Origin of the sequence: Sorangium sp. So ce145, from assembly GCF_051525985.1 — a bacterium.
Classification (GTDB): domain Bacteria; phylum Myxococcota_A; class Polyangia; order Polyangiales; family Polyangiaceae; genus Sorangium; species Sorangium cellulosum_B.
Map to the genome: position 1 here is coordinate 8,925,813 of NZ_CP150315.1, position 17,133 is coordinate 8,942,945.

Genomic DNA, 17,133 nt, shown 5'->3' on the forward strand with positions numbered 1-17,133 from the left:
GCCTCGGCCAGAGGCACGCCCACGACGAGCAGCCGCACACCCACGACGAGAGAGGCGCGGGTATCGCGCCTCGATAGAATTTTGTAGCCACAACGGCCGACGTCCGAGAGCCTTCAGGGCCGGCGTGGGATCATGTATGCGTGAGGTGTGGGTGCCGACGATCAGTCGACGATCAGGGCGTCCGACACCGCGCCGTCGGCGTCGCCGGAGGGGGCGACGCCTGGCCTGGTGGTCATCTTCGCCCGCGGCCAGCCTGCCTGCGCGCCGATCCCGCTCGAGGGCGGCGCGGTCGTGCTGGGCCGCGCAGCGGCGGACGACACGGTGGTGGTCGAGGACGAGCAGGTGTCGCGCCGGCACGCCCGCGTCGCACTGTCGGGCGCGGGTCTCCGGATCACCGATCTCGGCAGCAGGAACGGCACCTTCGTCGATGGAGCGCAGATCGAGGATCAGGTCTTCTCGTCGCCCCCGCGCGTGATCCGGCTCGGGAGCACGCTGCTGCGCTTCACCGCGGACATCGAGCCGTTCCAGCGCGGCGGGGTCCTGGAGCACGAGGACGGGCTTGTCGGCCCCACGCTCAGGCAGGTCCGCGAGGCGATCCACCGCGCGGGGATGCGCGGGGATACCTTGCTGCTCACCGGGCCGAGCGGCTCGGGCAAGGAGCTCGCGGCGCGCGCCTACCACGCGGCGACGGGGCGGGGCGGCCCCTTCGTCGCCGTGAACTGCGCCGCGATCCCGGAGGGCCTCGCGGAGCGGCTGTTCTTCGGGGCGCGGCGCGGCGCCTACTCGGACGCGAACGCCGACGCCGAGGGCTATGTCCAGGCTGCCCACGGCGGCACGCTGTTCCTCGACGAGATCGCGGAGCTCGATCCGGCGGTTCAGCCGAAGCTGCTCCGCGTCCTCGAGACCCGGGAGGTGGTCGCGCTCGGCGACACGCGCCCGCGCAAGGTGGAGTTCCGCCTGTGCGCGGCCACGTTGAAGGATCTCCAGGCCGAGGTCGCGGCGCGCCGGTTCCGGGACGACCTCTATTACCGGATCGGCCGGCCCGAGGTGCGGATCCCGTCGCTGACGGAGCGGCTCGAGGAGATCCCCTGGCTGGTGGCGGCGGAGCTCAGGCGCACCGGCGCTCGGCTCGCGCCGGGGGCCAGCTTCCTGGAGTGCTGCGCGCTGCGCGCGTGGCCGGGCAACGTGCGGGAGCTGCTCTGCGAGGTGAGGCAGGCGGGCATCGCGGCGCTCGCGGCCGGGCGCACCGCCGTGGAGGTGGCGGATCTCGCGCCGTCGGCGGGCCTCGACATCACGGAGGTCGCGAGGCGCACGCCGGCGCCGCCGGAGATGCAGCGCCTCGCCATCGAGACGGCGCTGCGGCGCGAGCAGGGGAACGTCACGCGGGCGGCGCGCTCGCTCGGGATGCACCGGAACCAGCTGCGCCGGTGGCTCGCCCGGCATGGCGTCGACTCGGCGGCGTTCGCGGGCGCGGGCAAGCGCAAGGGCGGCGCCTCCCTCCCCTCCGCCGAGGACGGCGAGCGCCACGAGCCCTCGTGACCGGCGGCGGATGAGCGGTTGAATCCGGCGGTCGACAGCCTAGGAAGGCGGACAGGGGGTCTTCATGAGCTCAGAGATCAGAACCACGGATCTGTGCGACGAGCACCCGGACGTCCTCGTCGCCGATCCGATCTTCCGGGATTACGGCGGAGCTCGGCTGTTTCACGGGCGCATCACCACGGTGAAGGTCCATGAAGACAACGTGCTCGTCCGCAAGGCGCTCGAAGAGCCCGGCCAGGGGCGGGTGCTCGTCGTGGACGGAGGCGGCTCCCTCCGCTGCGCGCTCCTCGGAGACAACATCGCCGCCATGGCCCACCAGAACGGCTGGGCCGGCGTGATCGTTCATGGGTGCATCCGCGACGCGGAGGCGATCGGCCAGATCCCGATCGGCGTGAAGGCCCTCGCGACGCACCCGAGGAAGAGCGCCAAGAAGGGCGCGGGGGACCGCGACATCGCCGTGACGTTCGCCGGGGTCACGTGGGTTCCTGGCGAGCTCGTCTATGCCGATCATGACGGCATCGTTTGCGCGCAGGCGCAACTCGCCTGAGGGCCCGCGCGCGCTCGCGTCCGAGGTGCGGCAAAACGCACGTCCCTGGGCGCTTTTGCCACACCTCGAGAGGAGGGCGCGCGGCGGCTGCGCCCGGTATGGCTGGGCTCGGATCCGGTCAGGACGCGCGAACGTCGCGCGCCGCGTCGAAGCGCGCCAACTGGCGCGGCCAATGCATCACGAGCAGGGAAGGAGCGATCAACACTCGTAGAATCGGGAGGACAAGAATGGGCAACATCACATCGGACCTGAAGAGCGATCTGAACAAGAGCCTGGAGTCGCTCCAGACCCTGCGCGACGAGATCCGCGTCAGGCTCCACCTTGCCGGCATGGACGCGAAGGACGCGTGGGACAAGCTGGAGCCCAAGCTCCTCGACGCCGAGAAGCTGGCTGACGACGTCTCCGAGGCCTCGCGGCACGCGCTGCGCGAGATCGTGGAGAAGGTGAAGGAGTTCCGCTCGTCGCTCCCCTCCTGAGCGCCGCGCCACCGCGGCGGGATCGAGACGGAATCGAGACGGAATCGAGACGAGATCGAGACGAGATCGAGGTGGGGGCGCGACGCCGGGTCAGCCCCGGAGCGCGGCCGCCACGACGCGCGCGACGCTCCCCCACCCTGGATCCACCGCGCAGGCCGCGAGCCTCTCCCCGACGACGTGGGAGCGCCGGTGATCGTAGAAGCCGGGCGGCCGCGGGAAGGCGGTGAGCGGCGCGCGCAGGAGGGTCTTCTCGACCTGCGCGAGCATCGTCGTGTTGTGCACGAAACCGAGCCCGCTCCGGATGTCGGCGAGCGTCGAGCCCGGGTGGCCACCCCAGGGCGGGACGACGGCCGCGTGCGCGGCGGCGGGCGCCTGGTTCACCGCGATCACGCCGTACCGGAGATCGAGCAGCGCGCGATCGATCGCGGCCCCGACGGCGGGGTCCTCCTCGCTCATCGGGTGCACGACGATCGTCGCGCCAAGGCTGCCCCGGAGCCGCTCGTTGCAGAAGCGGGTCGCCGCGTCCAGGAACTCGACCGGATCGCTCGATCCGACCTCGACGACGGAGAGCGCGCCGCCGAGCGGCTCGGTCGAGAACAGCGGCTCGGCGGCGTCCGACGCGGCGAGCCCGGTGATCAGCGTCCAGGGGAGCTCGCCGGGCCCTGGCGCGCCGATGCGCGCGACCCCGCACGGCAGCGGCACGTCGGCGGAGGCCTCGAGGCGCTCGGGCTCGATCGGCGCGCGCCCGGCGATGAGCGCGGCGTACCGCGCCTCGGCCTCTGGGTGGGCGGCGCGCCGCGGCGGCACGGCGGCGAGCGCACGGCGCAGCATCCGGAGGAGCAGCGGCCGCTGCGTGAAGCCCCTGGGCAGCACGAGGACGCTCGCGGCGTGGCTGCCGTGCGACGCGCCGCTCACGACCTGGCTCGCGAGGCACCTCACCTGGAACCAGAGCTCGTCGCCGCCGTAGAGCCACGGCATCACGAGGACCGGGCTGGCGCCGCCGAGCGTGGAGGAGATGGGCTTGTCCAGCAGCCGCTCTCCCGACGCCCGCCGGCGCGCCTGCGTCGGGCCCGGCGGCCCCCAGACGAGCGCGTCGTGCGCGCCCGCCGGGCCGGTGACGTGGACCTCCGAGACGGCGGGGTGAGCCGCGAGGTAGGCGCGCGAATCCGCGCCGCCGTAGACGAAGCGGAGGAGCCCACGCGCGACGAGCGGCGCGAGGGCGCGCTCCATCAGCGCGCCGAGGGGCGCGCTCCGCGGGCTCATCGCGAGCGCGACGACGCGCCCCTCGACGAAGAGCTTGTGCAGCGCTTCCCGGAGGGGGACGCCGGCGACGTCGCCCGCGCCGAGCACCAGCGCGACGCCTCCTTCGGGGTCGCGCTGCTGGTAGAAGCGCGCCTGCTCTTCCCGGACGCTCTCGCGCGTCGCCCCGGGCTGCATCAGCACGCGCGCGCGGAGGGGCCCGTGCAGAGCGGTGTCCTTCAGGCGCGTCGGGAACACCTCCACCTCGATCCGGCCGTCCGCGCGGGCGCGCACCGCCCCGCGGTCGAGCCGGGGCCGCCCGCGCGCGGCGATGTCCTCGAGCGCCTCGGCCAGGCGGCGCACCTGCGAGAGCGTGACGCAAGGCCCCGCGAGCCACGCCTCGCCGCTCGCCGCCGAGCCGGGATCGAGCCCGCGGTCGGCGCACGACGCCTCGACCTCGGCGCGCGCGGCGGCGAGCAGGCCCGGGAGCGACGAGCGGAGCAGGGAGGCCTTCTCGATGGCTGGCATGCGAGCGAACCCGAGCGCGGCGTCGCCCAGCTCGGACAGCGCACGATCGAGCTCGGCCGGGGGTGTCTCGGCGCTGCGCGGAGCGCGCGGCGTAGAGACCGCCGGCACGGCCGCTGCGCCGCTCGAGGCGGCGCTTCCGGGCGCGAGTTCTGTGACGGCGACGACTTCGGGGACTGGCATCGGGACGGAGATTACAGGCTGGAGATCGCGCGCGCGAGCGCGGCGACGGTTCGCGGCGCGCGTGTAGCCGGCGTGCTCGGGATTCGGTACAGTCCGCCGCCATGGATTGCGCTTTCACCACGGGTCTGGGCCCCGCGCGCGCGCCCTCCTCCAGGGCAGCTCTCCGCCCGGCAGCCTGCGGCCTCCTTCTCGGCCTCGGCGCGCTCCTCCTCGCGCCAGCGGCGACAGCGCAACAGAGCGCTCAGCCGCTCCCGCAGGGCCAGGCGCAGCCCGGCGGAGCTGCCCAGGCGCCGTCCGGGTATCCCCAGCAGCAGGGGTATCCTCAGCAAGGCTACCCTCAGCAGCAGGGGTATCCTCAGCAAGGCTACCCTCAGCAGCAGGGGTATCCTCAGCAAGGCTACCCTCAGCAGCAAGGGTATCCTCAGCAAGGCTACCCTCAGCAGCAGGGATATCCTCAACAGCAAGGGTACCCTCAGCAGCAGGGATATCCTCAGCAGGGATACCCCCAGCAAGGTTATCCTCAGCAAGGCTACCCTCAGCAGCAGGGATATCCTCAGCAGGGATACCCCCAGCAAGGTTATCCTCAGCAGGGATACCCCCAGCAGGGTTATCCTCAGCAGGGATACCCCCAGCAGCCGCCCGGCTATGGTCAGGGCTACGCCTTGCCGGCCGGGCCCCCGCCGCCCCCGAAGCCCCCCGAGTCCACCTGCTGCCGCTGGTCGGTCCGCTACAACGCCCTGGATCTCCTGTTCGGGAAGATGACGTTCGAGGGCGAGGTCGCGATCATCGGGCCGCTCACCATCGGGATCGCGCCGTCGTGGATCTGGGGCTCGCTCGAGGACGCGTCGCTCGACACGACCGGCTACGCGCTCGCGGCCGACGTCGGTGTCTACGTCGAAGGCAAGGCGCTGCGGGGCTTCTGGGTGAAAGGACGCCTCGGCTACGAGTCGTTCGAGGCGGTCATCACCCCTCCCGGGCGGCTCGAGGGCCGCGGCGATGTGAGCAGCGTCGTCCTCGGCGGCATGGTGGGGAGCACGAACGTGCTCAGCCGAGACGGCGGATTCGCCATGTCGGGAGGCTTCGGGATCGGCGTGGCGCTCGCCGATCCCGTGACGATCACCGCGGGCCCCTACCAGTATTCCTTCTACGAGAAGGCGGGGAAGATCAAGCTCATGGGGTCGCTCTCGCTCGGCGTCGTCTTCTGATCGACGCGCTCGCCTTGTCGTCGCCAATCCGCGCGCGACGCCGGCCCGGCGGGTGCGCGCGGCCCCCACGCGGGACGGCCGGCGTCCCTGGAACTTGGCCCCGCGCGCGGCGACGTGGGACTCCTGCACCATGCCCTCTCGCATCGCCCGCCGCCCCGGGCCGGCGCTGCTGCTCCCGTTCCTGGCGGCGCTCCTGTCGATCGCGTTCGCCCTCCCCGCGCGCGCGTGGGTCGAGGTGCACATCGCCGGAGACGACGTGCGCCTGTCGATCGACCGGGCCGGCGCCGCCACGGTCGAGCACAAGGTCACGCTCAAGATCTCGGGCGGGCCGCTCCGCGGGCTCGACATCCAGGGCGTCGACCCGGACGCCCAGCTCGATCCGGGAAGCTACGCCGTGCCCTTCAAGGCCGCGGAGGCGGGCTCGCTCGCGTCCGCGACGCCGGTCGCGATCGAGCTCCTGCCGCCCGACACCCGGCCGCGCGAGGACGGCACGCGCCGCCCCGCGGCGATGCGGGCCCGCTTCGACGGCAAGGGGCTGAGCCGCGGGGTCTTCGTGCTCTTCTTCCGCTACCGCACGGACCTCATGAAGCGCGGGCTCATCCGCCAGGACGGCCCGAGCTCCCGCGTCTCCTGGAGCGGCCCCATCTGGGACGACGGCTACGACTCGGCGCGGCTCACCGTCGCGCTCCCGGCCGCGCCCGACGAGCCGCGCGTCGACGAGCCGCGCGCCGGCGAGGCGGCGTCCCCCGACGCGCTCCCGGCGCCGACGACGCTCTCCACGCTCCGCCGCGCGCTCGACAAGGACGAGCTCGAGCTGCTCCGCCCGTACGCCCCCAAGTCCGAGCCGATCCGGTGGGCGATCCGCGCCGACGCGCGCGCCTTCCAGCCCGAGCCCGCCGCGGCGAAGCCCGGGGCCGACGCGCTCGGCCGCATCTCGGACGCCGCGGCCGGCAGCCCAGATCGCAGCCGCACCCTCTACGTGGCCGCGGGCGTGGTCCTCTTCGCGCTCTACAGCGCCCTCGTCGCGCTCAAGGCGCGCGAGCACGAGCGCCTCGCGCGCGCCGCGGGCGCCCTGCCGCGGCCCCTCGTCCCGATCCCGCTCGCGCCGCGCGCCGCGCTCGCGGGGCTCGCGCTCGTCGCGGGCGTCGCCCTGGAGCTCCTCCTCAGGGACGGCACGCCGGGCGCCGCGCTCGTGGCCGCGGCGACCGCGCTCGCCGCGCACCGCACGCCCCGCCCGGAGCGCGCCGCCGCGACCTTGCGGCGCCCTGGCAAGTGGCTCCCCATCGCGGAGGCCGAGGCGTTCCGCGAGCCGCCGCGGGCGCGCGGCGTCTACCTCGACGTCTCGACGCGCGCCGGCAAGGCGCTGCTCGTTGCGCTGCTCGCCGGGCTCGGCGCGGGCGTCCACGCCGTGGCGGCCGCCTCGCCGTACCACGCCCACCTGCTGGCGCTCGACGCGACGGCGCTGCTCGCGATCTTCTGCACCGGCCGGCTCGCCGAGCTCCCCGCCGATCCGGCGGCGCGGCCGGTCGCGTTCCTGCGCGACGTCGCGCGGCGCGTGCGGCGCCTGCGGAAGGCGCCCGCCGGCGCCCCGGCCGCGGCGCAGGAGCTCCGCGTCGTCGGCCGCCTCCGCATCCCGGACGGCAGCCCCGACGCCGACGAGCTCCGGCTCGGCCTCTCGCCGCGCGTGGCGCTCCCCGGCTTCGTCGGGATCGAGGTCGGCGTCGTCTACGCGCCCGGCGCCGGCGGCGCCATCGGGCTGCCCGAGGTCCTCTTGCGCGTCGCCCCCGGCTCGCCGTGCGAGCGCGCCGTCGAGGGGCTCGCGAAGAGCGGCCGTTCCTCGCGCGGCCGGCGCCCCGGCGAGCGCGTGCTCGCGTTCGCGCCGCGCCTGCCGACCGCGAGGATGACGGCGGCCATCGCCGCCGCGCTGGTCCGCGCCGTGTCCACCCCGCCCGCGGGCGCCACGCCGACGAAGCCGGCCGGCGCGACCCGCGCGCCGCGCCCCCGCAAGAAGGCGGTCTCCGCCGCGGCGTAGCGCCGGATCAACCCCCGTCCGGACACGCGTTGGCGACCCGCGAGCCCCTCGTCAGCGTTCGTAAGCCTTCGTAAGCATTCGTAGACAGCGCGCGAACATCTCGATATATGGCCGCGCGATGAGCTTCGGAGTTGCGAGCTCGAGCTTTCTTACGCGGTTCCAGCCCATGCGCACGCCGCTGCTCGCCAGCGAGCGGATCTACGCTGCTGCCGGGGGCTTGCTCGGGCTGCTGGCCACCGGGCTCGTGATGCACGCTTGCCTTGGCCCCACCGCGCACGCGCCGCTCCTGATAGCGCCGATCGGCGCTTCGACCGTGCTCGTGTTCGGGGTCCCCGCGAGCCCGCTCGCCCAGCCCTGGTCCGTGCTCGGCGGCAACGTGCTGGCGGCCGTCATCGGCGTCACGGCGGCTCGCGTCATCCCCGATCCGCTGTGCGCCGGCGCCGTCGCGGTCGCGGTCACCATCGCCGTCACGAGCCTGCTCCGGTGCTTGCACCCGCCCGCGGGCGCGGTGGCGCTCACGGCGGTCATCGGCGGCCCGGCCGTGACGAGCCTCGGCTATCACTTCGCGCTCGTGCCGGTCGCCATCAACTCCCTGCTGCTCGTGGCAGCCGGGATGGTGTTCAACAACCTGGTGCGCCGCAGCTACCCGCACGTCGTGGCCTTGCCGGCCTCGCCCCACGGCACCGCCGATGCCCCGCCCGAGCTCCGCGTCGGCTTCTCGCCGAGCGACATCGACGCCGCCCTCGAGCGCCTCGGAACGCCGCTCGACGTCGAGCGCGACGATCTGATCGCCCTCGTCCGGCACGTCGAAGAGGAGGCGCACCGGCGCCTGCGCGGAGGCGTCACCTGCGGCGAGATCATGTCGCGCGATCTGGTCACGATTCACCCCGATGATCCGAGCGCGCTCGCGCTCCGCCGCCTCCGCGAGCGCGCCCTGCGCGTCTTGCCGGTGGTCGACGAGCGAGGCGTCGTGCACGGCGCGATCGACGTCTCGATCGCGTCTGCGATGCCCGAGGCCGCCGTGCGCGACCTGCCGTCCATCTACTTCGAGACCGCCGGCGAGGACACGCCGATCAACGAGCTCTTCCAGCTCCTCTCCCGCGGGCGCGTGCACGAAGCGCTGATCGTCGACGCCAAGATGCGCCTGCGCGGCATCGTGACCCAAACCGATCTCCTGGCCGTGATCGGCCGCGCGCAGCTCGCCAAGGGCTCGGCGCTGGTCGGGTAGCGAGCCCCGGGGCAGTACGCCCCTGTGCGACACAGGCGCGCATCGCCACAGCGCACCATCCATGCACACGCCTTCACGCGCAGGAACACCCTGCTACGCCGGCAAGACGACAAAACCACAAAACCACAAGACGACAAATCGCCGGCTGCTCCACTCGAGCGTATAGCGAGCGATGATCGAAGCATGATAGTCTCGAGACAATCGTCTTTGTCTCCAGCGCCATCGCTGAAACGGATCGAATCGTGCATGGGTCGGCGCTCTCGCGGCCTTTTTAGCAAGGGCTGAGCGGCCAATCGACGCTCGCGACCCATCGTCGGCCTTGGTCACCTCGGAGTTCGGTCACACGGCACATTTGCACGTTTGCACGCTTGCACGTTTTTTTTGCACGTGTTGAGCCGGCCCTGAAGGAGCTCTGGCGCCCATCACGCCTGTTGAGGTCATCCGTCCTCGAACAGGCCCCAACCGATCGGGAGCGAACATGGCAGAAAGACCCCTTGTCCGCGTCATCACCTCCACGCCGCTGTCCGTGTGCGCTGCGGCCTGCGCCTGGCTCGCCGCGAGCGACGCGTCGGCGGCGTTCCAGTTCGACGCCACGGAGGCCGCGTACGACGCGACCTACGCGGCGGCGCCCATCGACGTGACCGGCGTCGTCGTCGACGAGGCGGGGTCGCCGATCGCGGGGGCGGAGGTGACGGCCATCGGCTGGGGGAGCGGCGCGGTCAACCACGGCGAGATCGCGTTCACCGACGGCGCGGGCGCGTTCACGCTGGCGGCGCTCGCGCGGCGCTCGGTCCTGCTGCGCGTCGAGGTCGACGGGTACTACAGCGAGATCATCCCTGCCGATCTGCACCTGCCGCTCGCCGAGGCGGCCGCCGGGGTCGGCCGCGTCGTGCTGACCGAGCAGCGCGCGGGCCGCGCCCGGATCCTCGTGGGAGGCGACACGATGTTCGGTCGGCGCTTCATCGACAGCGACGAGGACGGCATCGAGGGAGAGGAGGGCGACCTGATCCGCCCCGCGACACGGCAAGCCGACGCGAGCGCCGTCCTCTCCTTCCTGCGCGACGTCCTCTCGTCGGCCGACTACACCCAGGTCAACCTGGAGTGCCCCGTCACCGCCAACCCGCAGACGCCCCACCCTTACAAGTCGTTCACGTTCTTCTCCTACCCCGAGACGGTCAGGGCGCTCGCGCTCTCCGGCGTCGACGCCGTGAGCCTCGGCAACAACCACATGTTCGATTACCTGGGGGCAGGCGTCGCCGACACGCTCACCGCCGTCCCGAACGCCGGCCTCGACTGGTTCGGCGCAGGGCTCGACGAGACGATGGCGAAGGGCACCGTGCTCTACCGGACGCTCCGCGGCGTCGACGTGGCCTTCCAGGGGTTCAACCAGCTCGTCAACGACGGGACGACGCTCCCGGAGTACACGCTCACCGCCTCCGACGGGCCTCCTCCCAAGGCCGGCGCGCTCGAGCTCAGCCTCGCCGAGATCAGCGACTTCATGGCGGAGGACGCGGTCGGGCGCTTCGCCATCCCGGTGCTGCACGGAGGCATCGAGTACAGCGACTATCCGTCGTCCGGCATGCGGCGGCGGTTCACCCAGCTCGTCCAGAAGGGCGCCGGCATGGTCGTGGCGCACCACCCGCACACGATCCACGGCATCGGGCTGTACAACGCCGGCGCCGGCCCCCGCTATATCTTCATGTCGCTCGGCAACATGGTCTTCGATCAGGACGTCTTCGAGACGTTCCAGTCGTACCTCGCCGCCATCGACATCGACGAGGACGCGAGCGGCAACCGCGCGGTGCACCGCGTGCAGCTCATCCCATTCCAGAACGAGGACTACGTCCCGAAGCTCGTGGGCGGCGCCTGGCTCGGCCGGGCGATCCGCCACATCGGCCACCTCTCCACGACGCTGCCGGCGGCGCCCGCGCCCGGCGAGGCGGCGGACGGCCTGACGGGGGCGGTCGTGTTCCCGAGCGGCCCGCGGGCCGCCGCGGCGAGCAGCCCCTCGCAGTACACGACGAGCGACGCGGTCGAGACGCGGACCGTGCCGCTCACGAGCCGCCGCACAGGCCCCCTCGCCCACCTGCGCTCGAACCCGGCGGACTCGCTCGCCGCCGTCCGGACGACGGCCGCCGCGAGCTGCGATTACGGCCGGGAGATCATGCTCTACGGCGACTTCGAGGACGGCGACGTCGACGACACCTCCCACGAAGGCTCGATGTGGTCGATGAGCGAATTCCGCTACATCGAGAACAGCGTCGTCCACAGCGGGACCGGCGCGATGGTGTTCCTGCGCAAGTCGAGCAACACGACCGAGGCCGCGACCTACATGAACAACCGCGTCAAGTTCGAGCCTGGCCGCAAATTGACCCTGACCGGCTACATGAAGGGAAACAACGCCGGCCAGATGCGCGTGCAGGTCTACTGGTACACGAGCGGCGGGACCAGCGTGTCGAACAGCGTCGTGTACACGCGCGCGGCTGGCACCTACGGCTGGCAGCCGTTCACCGTCGACCTGACCCCGCCGGCGAACGCGGGCTCGGTCCGGTTCTATTTCAGGGCGGGTGTGCCGGCGAGCGGCGAGGCCACCTCGTTCCTCGACGACGTGTCGCTCATCGAGTGGGAGGGCACCATCGCCGACAGCTCCCTCGGGTTCGCGTTCGCCACGCCGAACGACTGGAGCTTCGTGCGCTGCACCGCCACGGATCCGGCGCTCACGAGCCTCGGCGTGACGATGACGCACCGGTCGTACGCGCTGGCCGCGGCGACGCCCTGAGCGCGCCGCCGCGGCCCGCGAGGGCGGAAGGCGAAGCCGCCCGCGAGCTGCAGCCCCTCGGCGCGCCCCGAGACGACGCTCGCGACCCCGAGCTGGAGCCCGCTGCTCCGCGGGCGAGGAATCGAGCGGCGTCGATGGCGGCGCCGCATGGATCCATCACAGCACCCCTGACCTCGACTTCCGCGCGCTGCTTCGATAGCCTGCGTGTGGGCGCCGCGCCGTGGACTCGCCACCTGCGCGGAGCCCACGCGCCACGGACTCGCCACCATGAAGCCATCGTCTCTCGCGCCCGTGCTGGCCCTCTCCGCGCTCGCCGCCGGCTGCGGCTCGGAGCCTGAAGGCCCAGACCTCGTGTGGCCGATCGGGGGGACGGACGAGATCCAGCCGATGTCGTCGAGCTTCGGTCCCCGCCTGCAGACCTCGCGCGATGGCGTCTACGACTTCCACCGCGGCATCGATATCCCCACCGTCATGGGCACCCCGGTGTACGCGGTCGCCGACGGAAAGGTGATCCGCGCGGGCCGCTATCAGGATTTCGAGGACGTCGTTGTGCAGATCGAGCACTGCGATCCGCCGGGCCCGTGCCTCTACAGCACCTATATCCACCTGGCGATGCCGCTCGTCGAGACCGGCGATCAGGTCGGGCGCGGTCAGCACATCGGCTATACCGGGCTCGCCGCCAGCAGCCTGTTCCCCCACCTGCACTTCGAGATCCGCGAGGGAGGGCACGAGAAGGTGTACTGCGTGCACCCGCTCCGCTTCCTGCCCACGCCGGGCGGGCTGCCCCCGGCGCTCTCCGTGCGCCGCACCGACGAGGACGCCACGTCGAGCGTCTCGGTCGAGGTCGAGGCCACCCTGCCAGGCATCTCCCCGGGCCTCGTCGAGCTCGCGGTCGCGACGTCCAGCCGATCGACCGGGGAGGTCATCGAGGAGCGCGTGTTCAACTACGAGGAGTGGAACCGCAAGTATACAGGGGAGGGAGACGCCGCGACCATCGACGAACAGAGCCTCGGAGGCATCCGGATCGAGCCGGCGAAGTTCAACGCGCAGTCCGCGGCGTACGTGATCGCGTTCCGCTTCAGCGACCTCGGCGGGACGGCGTCGGCCGACGACCTCCAGATCACGGCGCGGGCGCGCGACGTCGACGGCCATGTCGTCGAGGCGCGCGCGCGCTGAGGCGACGCCGCGCGGCGCGGCGCGCGGCTCAGGCCTCGCCGACCAGCGCCGCCATGTCCGCGGGCAGCGACGACGTCACCACGAACGCAGGCACCGCGTCGCTGCCGCCCCACCCGATGTAGTGCGCGTGCAGCGCGTGGCGGCTCAGCCCCTCCACCGCGGGCCCGCCGTAGAGCACGTCGCCGGCCAGCGGGTGCCCCACCGACGCGAAGTGCGCCCGGATCTGGTGCCGCAGCGCCCGCGGGGCCCGCGCCTCGACGAGCTCCCAGAGCCCCACCTGCCGCACGCGCTTGTACATCGTCGCGGCCGGCCTCGGGGCGTATCGCGCCACGTCGCGCGGGTGGATGCACGGGTAGACCCGCTTCTTGTCCTTCGGGTGCGGCGCGAGCGGCACCTCGATCGAGCCCATCTCGGGGAGATCGCCGATCTGGCAGATCAGCAGGTAGCGCTTGTCGAGCCGCCCCTCCTTCAGCCCGGCGCCGAGCGCCGCGAACGCCGCGGCCGTGCGCGCCGCGAGCACGAGGCCGCTCGTGTCCGTGTCCAGCCGGTGGCACAACCCGGGCTCCCGCGGAGAGAAGCCGATGCCCGCCATCTCGGGGTACCGCGCCACGAGCGCGTTCGCGACCGTCCCGCGCTCGCCCGGATGGAGCGGCGCCGTCGGCACCCCGGCGGGTTTGTTCACCACCACCAGGTCGTCGCGCTCGAGCACCACGTCGAGCGGCGCGGAAGGATCCGGCGTCGCCGCGCCGGAGGCCTCCGTCGGCTCGACGTCGACCTCCAGCACCTCGCCGGCCGCCGCCACGTCGCCCTTCGACGCGCGCCGGCCAGCGCCGCTCTTCCCCACGCCGAGGACGCGCACGCGCCCCTCGGAGAACAGCCGCTTCGCGCCCGCACGCCCCAGCCCGGGGAGAAGCTGCACGAGCAGCTTGTCGAGGCGCGTCCCTGCATCCAGCTCGGTGATCGTGATCTTCATAGCTCCTACGGAATCGCCCCCTGCCACCCGAGGCCGAGCGCGGGCGCTCGCCGGCTCCCGACCACGCTCTCTCCTATCACTCCCAGCGTGGGCAGGCCGAACCGGTTCCACGAGGGGCCCGCGCTGCGGGCTCCGGCGCCGGCAGGGCGGGTAACGCGCCACGCGACGCCCGCCCCGAGCAGAAAGCCCGCGGCCGTGGCGCCGACCCAGGCCCGCTGCTGCGCCTCGGTCGGGGACTCGAACACGAGCGGGCTGGCCAGCGCGGCGGCGCCCAGCCCGCCGAGCATCGCGCCCACGTCGATCGCCAGGATCTCCGACGGCGTGACGTCGAGCTGCGTGGCCGCCGCGGCCGCCGCCAGCCAGCCGAGCGCCGCGCCGTAGCCCATTCCAGCGATCGGCGTCCGCTGCACGTCGCCCCGCCCCGCCCACTCGACGAGCCCGCCCAGCATGAGCCCCAGCCCACCGCCCGACTGCGCCATCAGCGCGCCGCCCTCGGACATCCGGCCCAGCGAGAGCCCGAGCGCCGCCAGCGTGATCCCGGCGGTCCCGCCGATCAGCCCGGACGCCCAGCGCTCCTGGGCCGGATCCGCCGCGTGCTGCGCGAAGCGGCCCTGGTAGATCAGGTGCCCCGCGAGCGTCGGCCACCACGTGCCGGACCCGAGGTACCACGCGTCGGCCACGCCGACGTCCCACTCCTCCGCGATGATGATCGCGCCGCCGAGCCCGATGCCGGCGCCGACCGCGAGGAGCGGATAGAGCAGGCGCGGATCGTCCGAGCCGCTCGATCGCTGGATCGAGAAGCCCACGAGGCCTCCGTAGAGCGTCGCGTTGGCCGCGAGCGTCGCCTTCCCCATGCTGCGCGCCGGCGTGGCGAGGCGCCCGCGGCACCGCTCGGGGCACGGCTCCTCGCGGGCCGACGCAGGGGCCGCGGCGGCGCCGGCGTCGAGCTCGGCCAGGAGATCGCGGAGCATCACCGCGGCGCGCACCGCGAGGTCGTCCCGCGCGACGCGCTCGACCCGCACCCTCAGCGACCTCGATCCGCCGGACGCAACGGCGAGCCTGAGCTCGGCCTCGTCGCCGTGCAGCTCGAGGCTCGGCGCGATGAAGAGCTTGTCGCCGGAGCGCGCGCGCTCGATGAGCTCGGCCTCGTCGGGGCGCGATCGCGACCCGACGCGGCCCGCGAGATCCACCGAGAGGCCGAGGTCCTGCGCCGTGTCCGACAGGAGCGCGTCGAGCGCGCTGGCGAGCGGCGCGGCGCGCTCCTCGGCCTCGGGCGCGACCGCGGTCGCGAGCACCACGGCCGATCGCGACGGCCGATCGGGTCGCGGCGACGGCGACGGTCGCTCGTCTCCTCCGGAGCGCGCGGGCAACGCCGCGCCTTCGGGCTGAGCCGACGCTGGCAGCGCCGCGGCGAGCGCCGCGGCGAGCGCCAGGGCGCCCGCGCCACCGCGGAGGTGCCTGGGGTCGATCATGGGGTTGCTGCTTCGGCCAACGGCGGCGCTCGCCGCGGTGGCCACGCCGCTCGGGGCGTCGATCAGAACATGAACGTGCCGCTCGCGAAGAGGTCGAACGTGTTGCTGTCGTTGACGTAGAAGCGGCGGCCGACCGCGTTGATGGTCGGGCGGTAGTTGGGGTTCGGGCTGCCGGTGACGGTGAGGCGCCCGTCCGCGTCCTGGCGGCGGCAAGGCCCTGCCGCCCCGAGGCTGTCCTTGAACTGGGAGTTGCACGGCTGGTCGCCGCCGATGCCGTGCCCCCCGTCGTGGCGGAAGCCCGCGCCGATCTGGAACTTCACGAGCTCGGCCGCCCGCCACGTCACGCTCGCCGAGGCGCGGTACGAGCCGTACGGCTGGACGTCGCTGAGCCCCGTGAAGTACGTCCGCTGCGAGCCCTGATCGACGATCGACGGCGAGCAGGCCCTCGCATCGCCCGTCCTGCACAGGTCCGGGTCGTACGCGTCGTTGTCGCGGAACGCCGCCCACTGCGGCTGGCGCAGCGAGCCCGCGTCGCTCGAGCCGAGCGCGTCGAACAGCTCCGAGTAGTCGCGCCCCTCGGAGTGGTACTCGCCGGTGAAGCGCAGATCGAGCGTGAGCCCGGTGTACTTCTCGCGGTTCTCCCACGGGACGATCATCACGCCGAGCATCACGCTGCCGACGAGCGGCGGGTGGTTCACCAGCGACGTCTTCAGGTCGGTGAGGCCGTAGTCGCTCGACTCCTGCTGGAACTCGAACAGCGCCTTGAACCCGCCGTACGGCTCGACGTACTTGATCCGCTTCGACAGGTACGTGTGGACCTCGAGGCCGATGGTGCCGCGCGACACGCCGGGGTCGCGCTGGGCGACCCGCTGCCCATCGAACTCGCTGTCGCTGCTGTTGTTCCGGTTGACGTCGGTCGGATCGGCGCACTTCACCTGGCCGCTCTTCGGCGACTCGGTGCAGGCGTGCATCGGCTCGCTCACGGGGAAGCGCCCCTCGACCCCGAACAGCCAGGTCGGCTTCGTCCGGTCGCGGGCCTGGTTCATGATGTTCACGTCGAGGCCGACGGCGAGGTACTCGATGCCGCTCCGGTTCGGCGACGTGAAGGGCATCTGGAACAGCTGCTCCCCGGGGGCCCCCGCGAGCGCGACGGCCTGCGCCTCCGCCCCGGCGCTGCCGTTGAGATCGGTGAGCTCGCGCGAGTGGTTCAGGATGAGCGGCATCCTGAGGTAGAGCGCCAGGTCCCGGTAGAGGCCGACGTCGAGGCGCAGGTTGAGCTTCGAGGTCGCCTCGTTGTAGGTCGCCACGTTGAGCAGGTTCGACGTGTAGCCGCCCGACGACAGCCCCGGCCCGGCGATGCTCGTCTCGCGCCGGATCTTCGCGCTCTTCGTCGCGTACTCGAAGCCGAAGCTGAAGTTCAGATCAAAGGTGTCGCCGTCGTCGAAGGCGTCGACGACGCTCGTGATCTCGCCGGTCTCCATCATGAGCCGCGGCTCGGTGGCGCTCCGCGGCTCGTCGGCGGCCGCGGGGGACGCCGCGAGGAGAGCCGCCGCTAGGGCCGCGAGCGACGCGAACGCCGAGCCCCCAGCCACGTTGATGGCGACGCGAGCGAGATGGCCTTCGCAGTACCTTCTGCCGTGCATGCTCATGGTTATCCGTCGGACGGACGCTACCGGCCGGGGTAGGAGGGTGTCAATCCGCGAATCGCTCGCCCGGCTCGTGCGGTCCCGCCCCGCCGCTCCCGCCGCGGCAATCCGCT

General features: G+C 72.8%; 13 protein-coding genes. 8 read left to right on the forward strand and 5 right to left on the reverse strand.

Going from position 1 to position 17,133, the window contains the following annotated elements:
- Positions 1-147 precede the first annotated feature (147 nt).
- From WMF34_RS33070 to WMF34_RS33080, 3 genes are all read left to right on the forward strand, one after another.
- Positions 148-1,539 carry a sigma-54-dependent Fis family transcriptional regulator gene (locus tag WMF34_RS33070; RefSeq protein WP_044966386.1) on the forward strand — a complete coding sequence of 464 codons (1,392 nt, stop codon included), beginning with the start codon at positions 148-150 and terminating at the stop codon, positions 1,537-1,539.
- A 64-nt stretch (positions 1,540-1,603) separates the two neighbouring features.
- Complete coding sequence (gene rraA / locus WMF34_RS33075; RefSeq protein ID WP_437740728.1) at positions 1,604-2,086, forward strand: ribonuclease E activity regulator RraA; 483 nt, start codon at positions 1,604-1,606, stop codon at positions 2,084-2,086.
- A 227-nt stretch (positions 2,087-2,313) separates the two neighbouring features.
- On the forward strand, positions 2,314-2,562 hold the full coding sequence (locus tag WMF34_RS33080) for a hypothetical protein (protein WP_012239092.1): 249 nt from the start codon (positions 2,314-2,316) through the stop codon (positions 2,560-2,562).
- A 90-nt stretch (positions 2,563-2,652) separates the two neighbouring features.
- Here WMF34_RS33080 and WMF34_RS33085 read toward each other — a convergent pair whose 3' ends face one another.
- Together WMF34_RS33085 and WMF34_RS33090 are read right to left on the reverse strand one after the other, a co-directional pair.
- Positions 2,653-4,437, reverse strand: a complete 1,785-nt coding sequence (locus WMF34_RS33085) for a hypothetical protein (RefSeq protein WP_437990308.1) — start codon at positions 4,435-4,437, stop codon at positions 2,653-2,655.
- Positions 4,438-4,520: 83 nt separating this feature from the next.
- Positions 4,521-5,084, reverse strand: coding sequence for a hypothetical protein (locus WMF34_RS33090; protein WP_437990309.1), 564 nt, complete (start codon positions 5,082-5,084; stop codon positions 4,521-4,523).
- Between the two features lie 87 nt (positions 5,085-5,171).
- On the opposite strand from WMF34_RS33090, the gene WMF34_RS33095 reads away from it, so the two are divergent.
- The 5 genes from WMF34_RS33095 to WMF34_RS33115 all read left to right on the forward strand — a co-directional run bounded on the left by WMF34_RS33095 (position 5,172) and on the right by WMF34_RS33115 (position 12,929).
- The gene (locus WMF34_RS33095; RefSeq protein WP_157907074.1) at positions 5,172-5,714 is read left to right on the forward strand and encodes a hypothetical protein; all 543 of its coding nucleotides are present in this window, start codon (positions 5,172-5,174) and stop codon (positions 5,712-5,714) included.
- A 130-nt stretch (positions 5,715-5,844) separates the two neighbouring features.
- The gene (locus WMF34_RS33100; protein ID WP_437990310.1) at positions 5,845-7,746 is read left to right on the forward strand and encodes a hypothetical protein; all 1,902 of its coding nucleotides are present in this window, start codon (positions 5,845-5,847) and stop codon (positions 7,744-7,746) included.
- 118 nt (positions 7,747-7,864) lie between these two features.
- A complete protein-coding gene (locus tag WMF34_RS33105) occupies positions 7,865-8,974 on the forward strand; it encodes an HPP family protein (RefSeq protein WP_437990311.1) in 1,110 nt (369 codons plus the stop codon).
- A gap of 478 nt (positions 8,975-9,452) precedes the next feature.
- Positions 9,453-11,753: a CapA family protein gene (locus WMF34_RS33110; RefSeq protein WP_437990312.1), complete on the forward strand. Its 2,301-nt coding sequence runs from the start codon at positions 9,453-9,455 to the stop codon at positions 11,751-11,753.
- A gap of 267 nt (positions 11,754-12,020) precedes the next feature.
- Positions 12,021-12,929 (forward strand): M23 family metallopeptidase, encoded by a 909-nt coding sequence (locus tag WMF34_RS33115; protein WP_437990313.1) that lies wholly within the window; start codon positions 12,021-12,023, stop codon positions 12,927-12,929.
- 28 nt (positions 12,930-12,957) lie between these two features.
- Here the strand turns inward: WMF34_RS33115 and WMF34_RS33120 are convergent, their stop codons facing one another.
- From WMF34_RS33120 to WMF34_RS33130, 3 genes are all read right to left on the reverse strand, one after another.
- Entirely contained in the window at positions 12,958-13,902 is a 945-nt protein-coding gene (locus WMF34_RS33120; RefSeq protein ID WP_044966392.1) for an RluA family pseudouridine synthase, read from the reverse strand.
- A gap of 5 nt (positions 13,903-13,907) precedes the next feature.
- Positions 13,908-15,374: a hypothetical protein gene (locus tag WMF34_RS33125; RefSeq protein WP_044966394.1), complete on the reverse strand. Its 1,467-nt coding sequence runs from the start codon at positions 15,372-15,374 to the stop codon at positions 13,908-13,910.
- Between the two features lie 62 nt (positions 15,375-15,436).
- Entirely contained in the window at positions 15,437-17,017 is a 1,581-nt protein-coding gene (locus WMF34_RS33130; protein WP_437990314.1) for a hypothetical protein, read from the reverse strand.
- Positions 17,018-17,133 lie beyond the last annotated feature (116 nt).

What these genes read in the sequence shown, in the direction of transcription:
- WMF34_RS33120 (WP_044966392.1), bottom strand. Translation starts at nt 13,902, where the DNA reads ATGAAGATCACGATCACCGAGCTGGATGCAGGGACGCGCCTCGACAAG.
- WMF34_RS33115 (WP_437990313.1), top strand. Translation starts at nt 12,021, where the DNA reads ATGAAGCCATCGTCTCTCGCGCCCGTGCTGGCCCTCTCCGCGCTCGCC.
- WMF34_RS33105 (WP_437990311.1), top strand. Translation starts at nt 7,865, where the DNA reads ATGAGCTTCGGAGTTGCGAGCTCGAGCTTTCTTACGCGGTTCCAGCCC.
- WMF34_RS33125 (WP_044966394.1), bottom strand. Translation starts at nt 15,374, where the DNA reads ATGATCGACCCCAGGCACCTCCGCGGTGGCGCGGGCGCCCTGGCGCTC.
- WMF34_RS33110 (WP_437990312.1), top strand. Translation starts at nt 9,453, where the DNA reads ATGGCAGAAAGACCCCTTGTCCGCGTCATCACCTCCACGCCGCTGTCC.
- WMF34_RS33080 (WP_012239092.1), top strand. Translation starts at nt 2,314, where the DNA reads ATGGGCAACATCACATCGGACCTGAAGAGCGATCTGAACAAGAGCCTG.
- WMF34_RS33100 (WP_437990310.1), top strand. Translation starts at nt 5,845, where the DNA reads ATGCCCTCTCGCATCGCCCGCCGCCCCGGGCCGGCGCTGCTGCTCCCG.
- WMF34_RS33130 (WP_437990314.1), bottom strand. Translation starts at nt 17,017, where the DNA reads ATGCACGGCAGAAGGTACTGCGAAGGCCATCTCGCTCGCGTCGCCATC.
- rraA (WP_437740728.1), top strand. Translation starts at nt 1,604, where the DNA reads ATGAGCTCAGAGATCAGAACCACGGATCTGTGCGACGAGCACCCGGAC.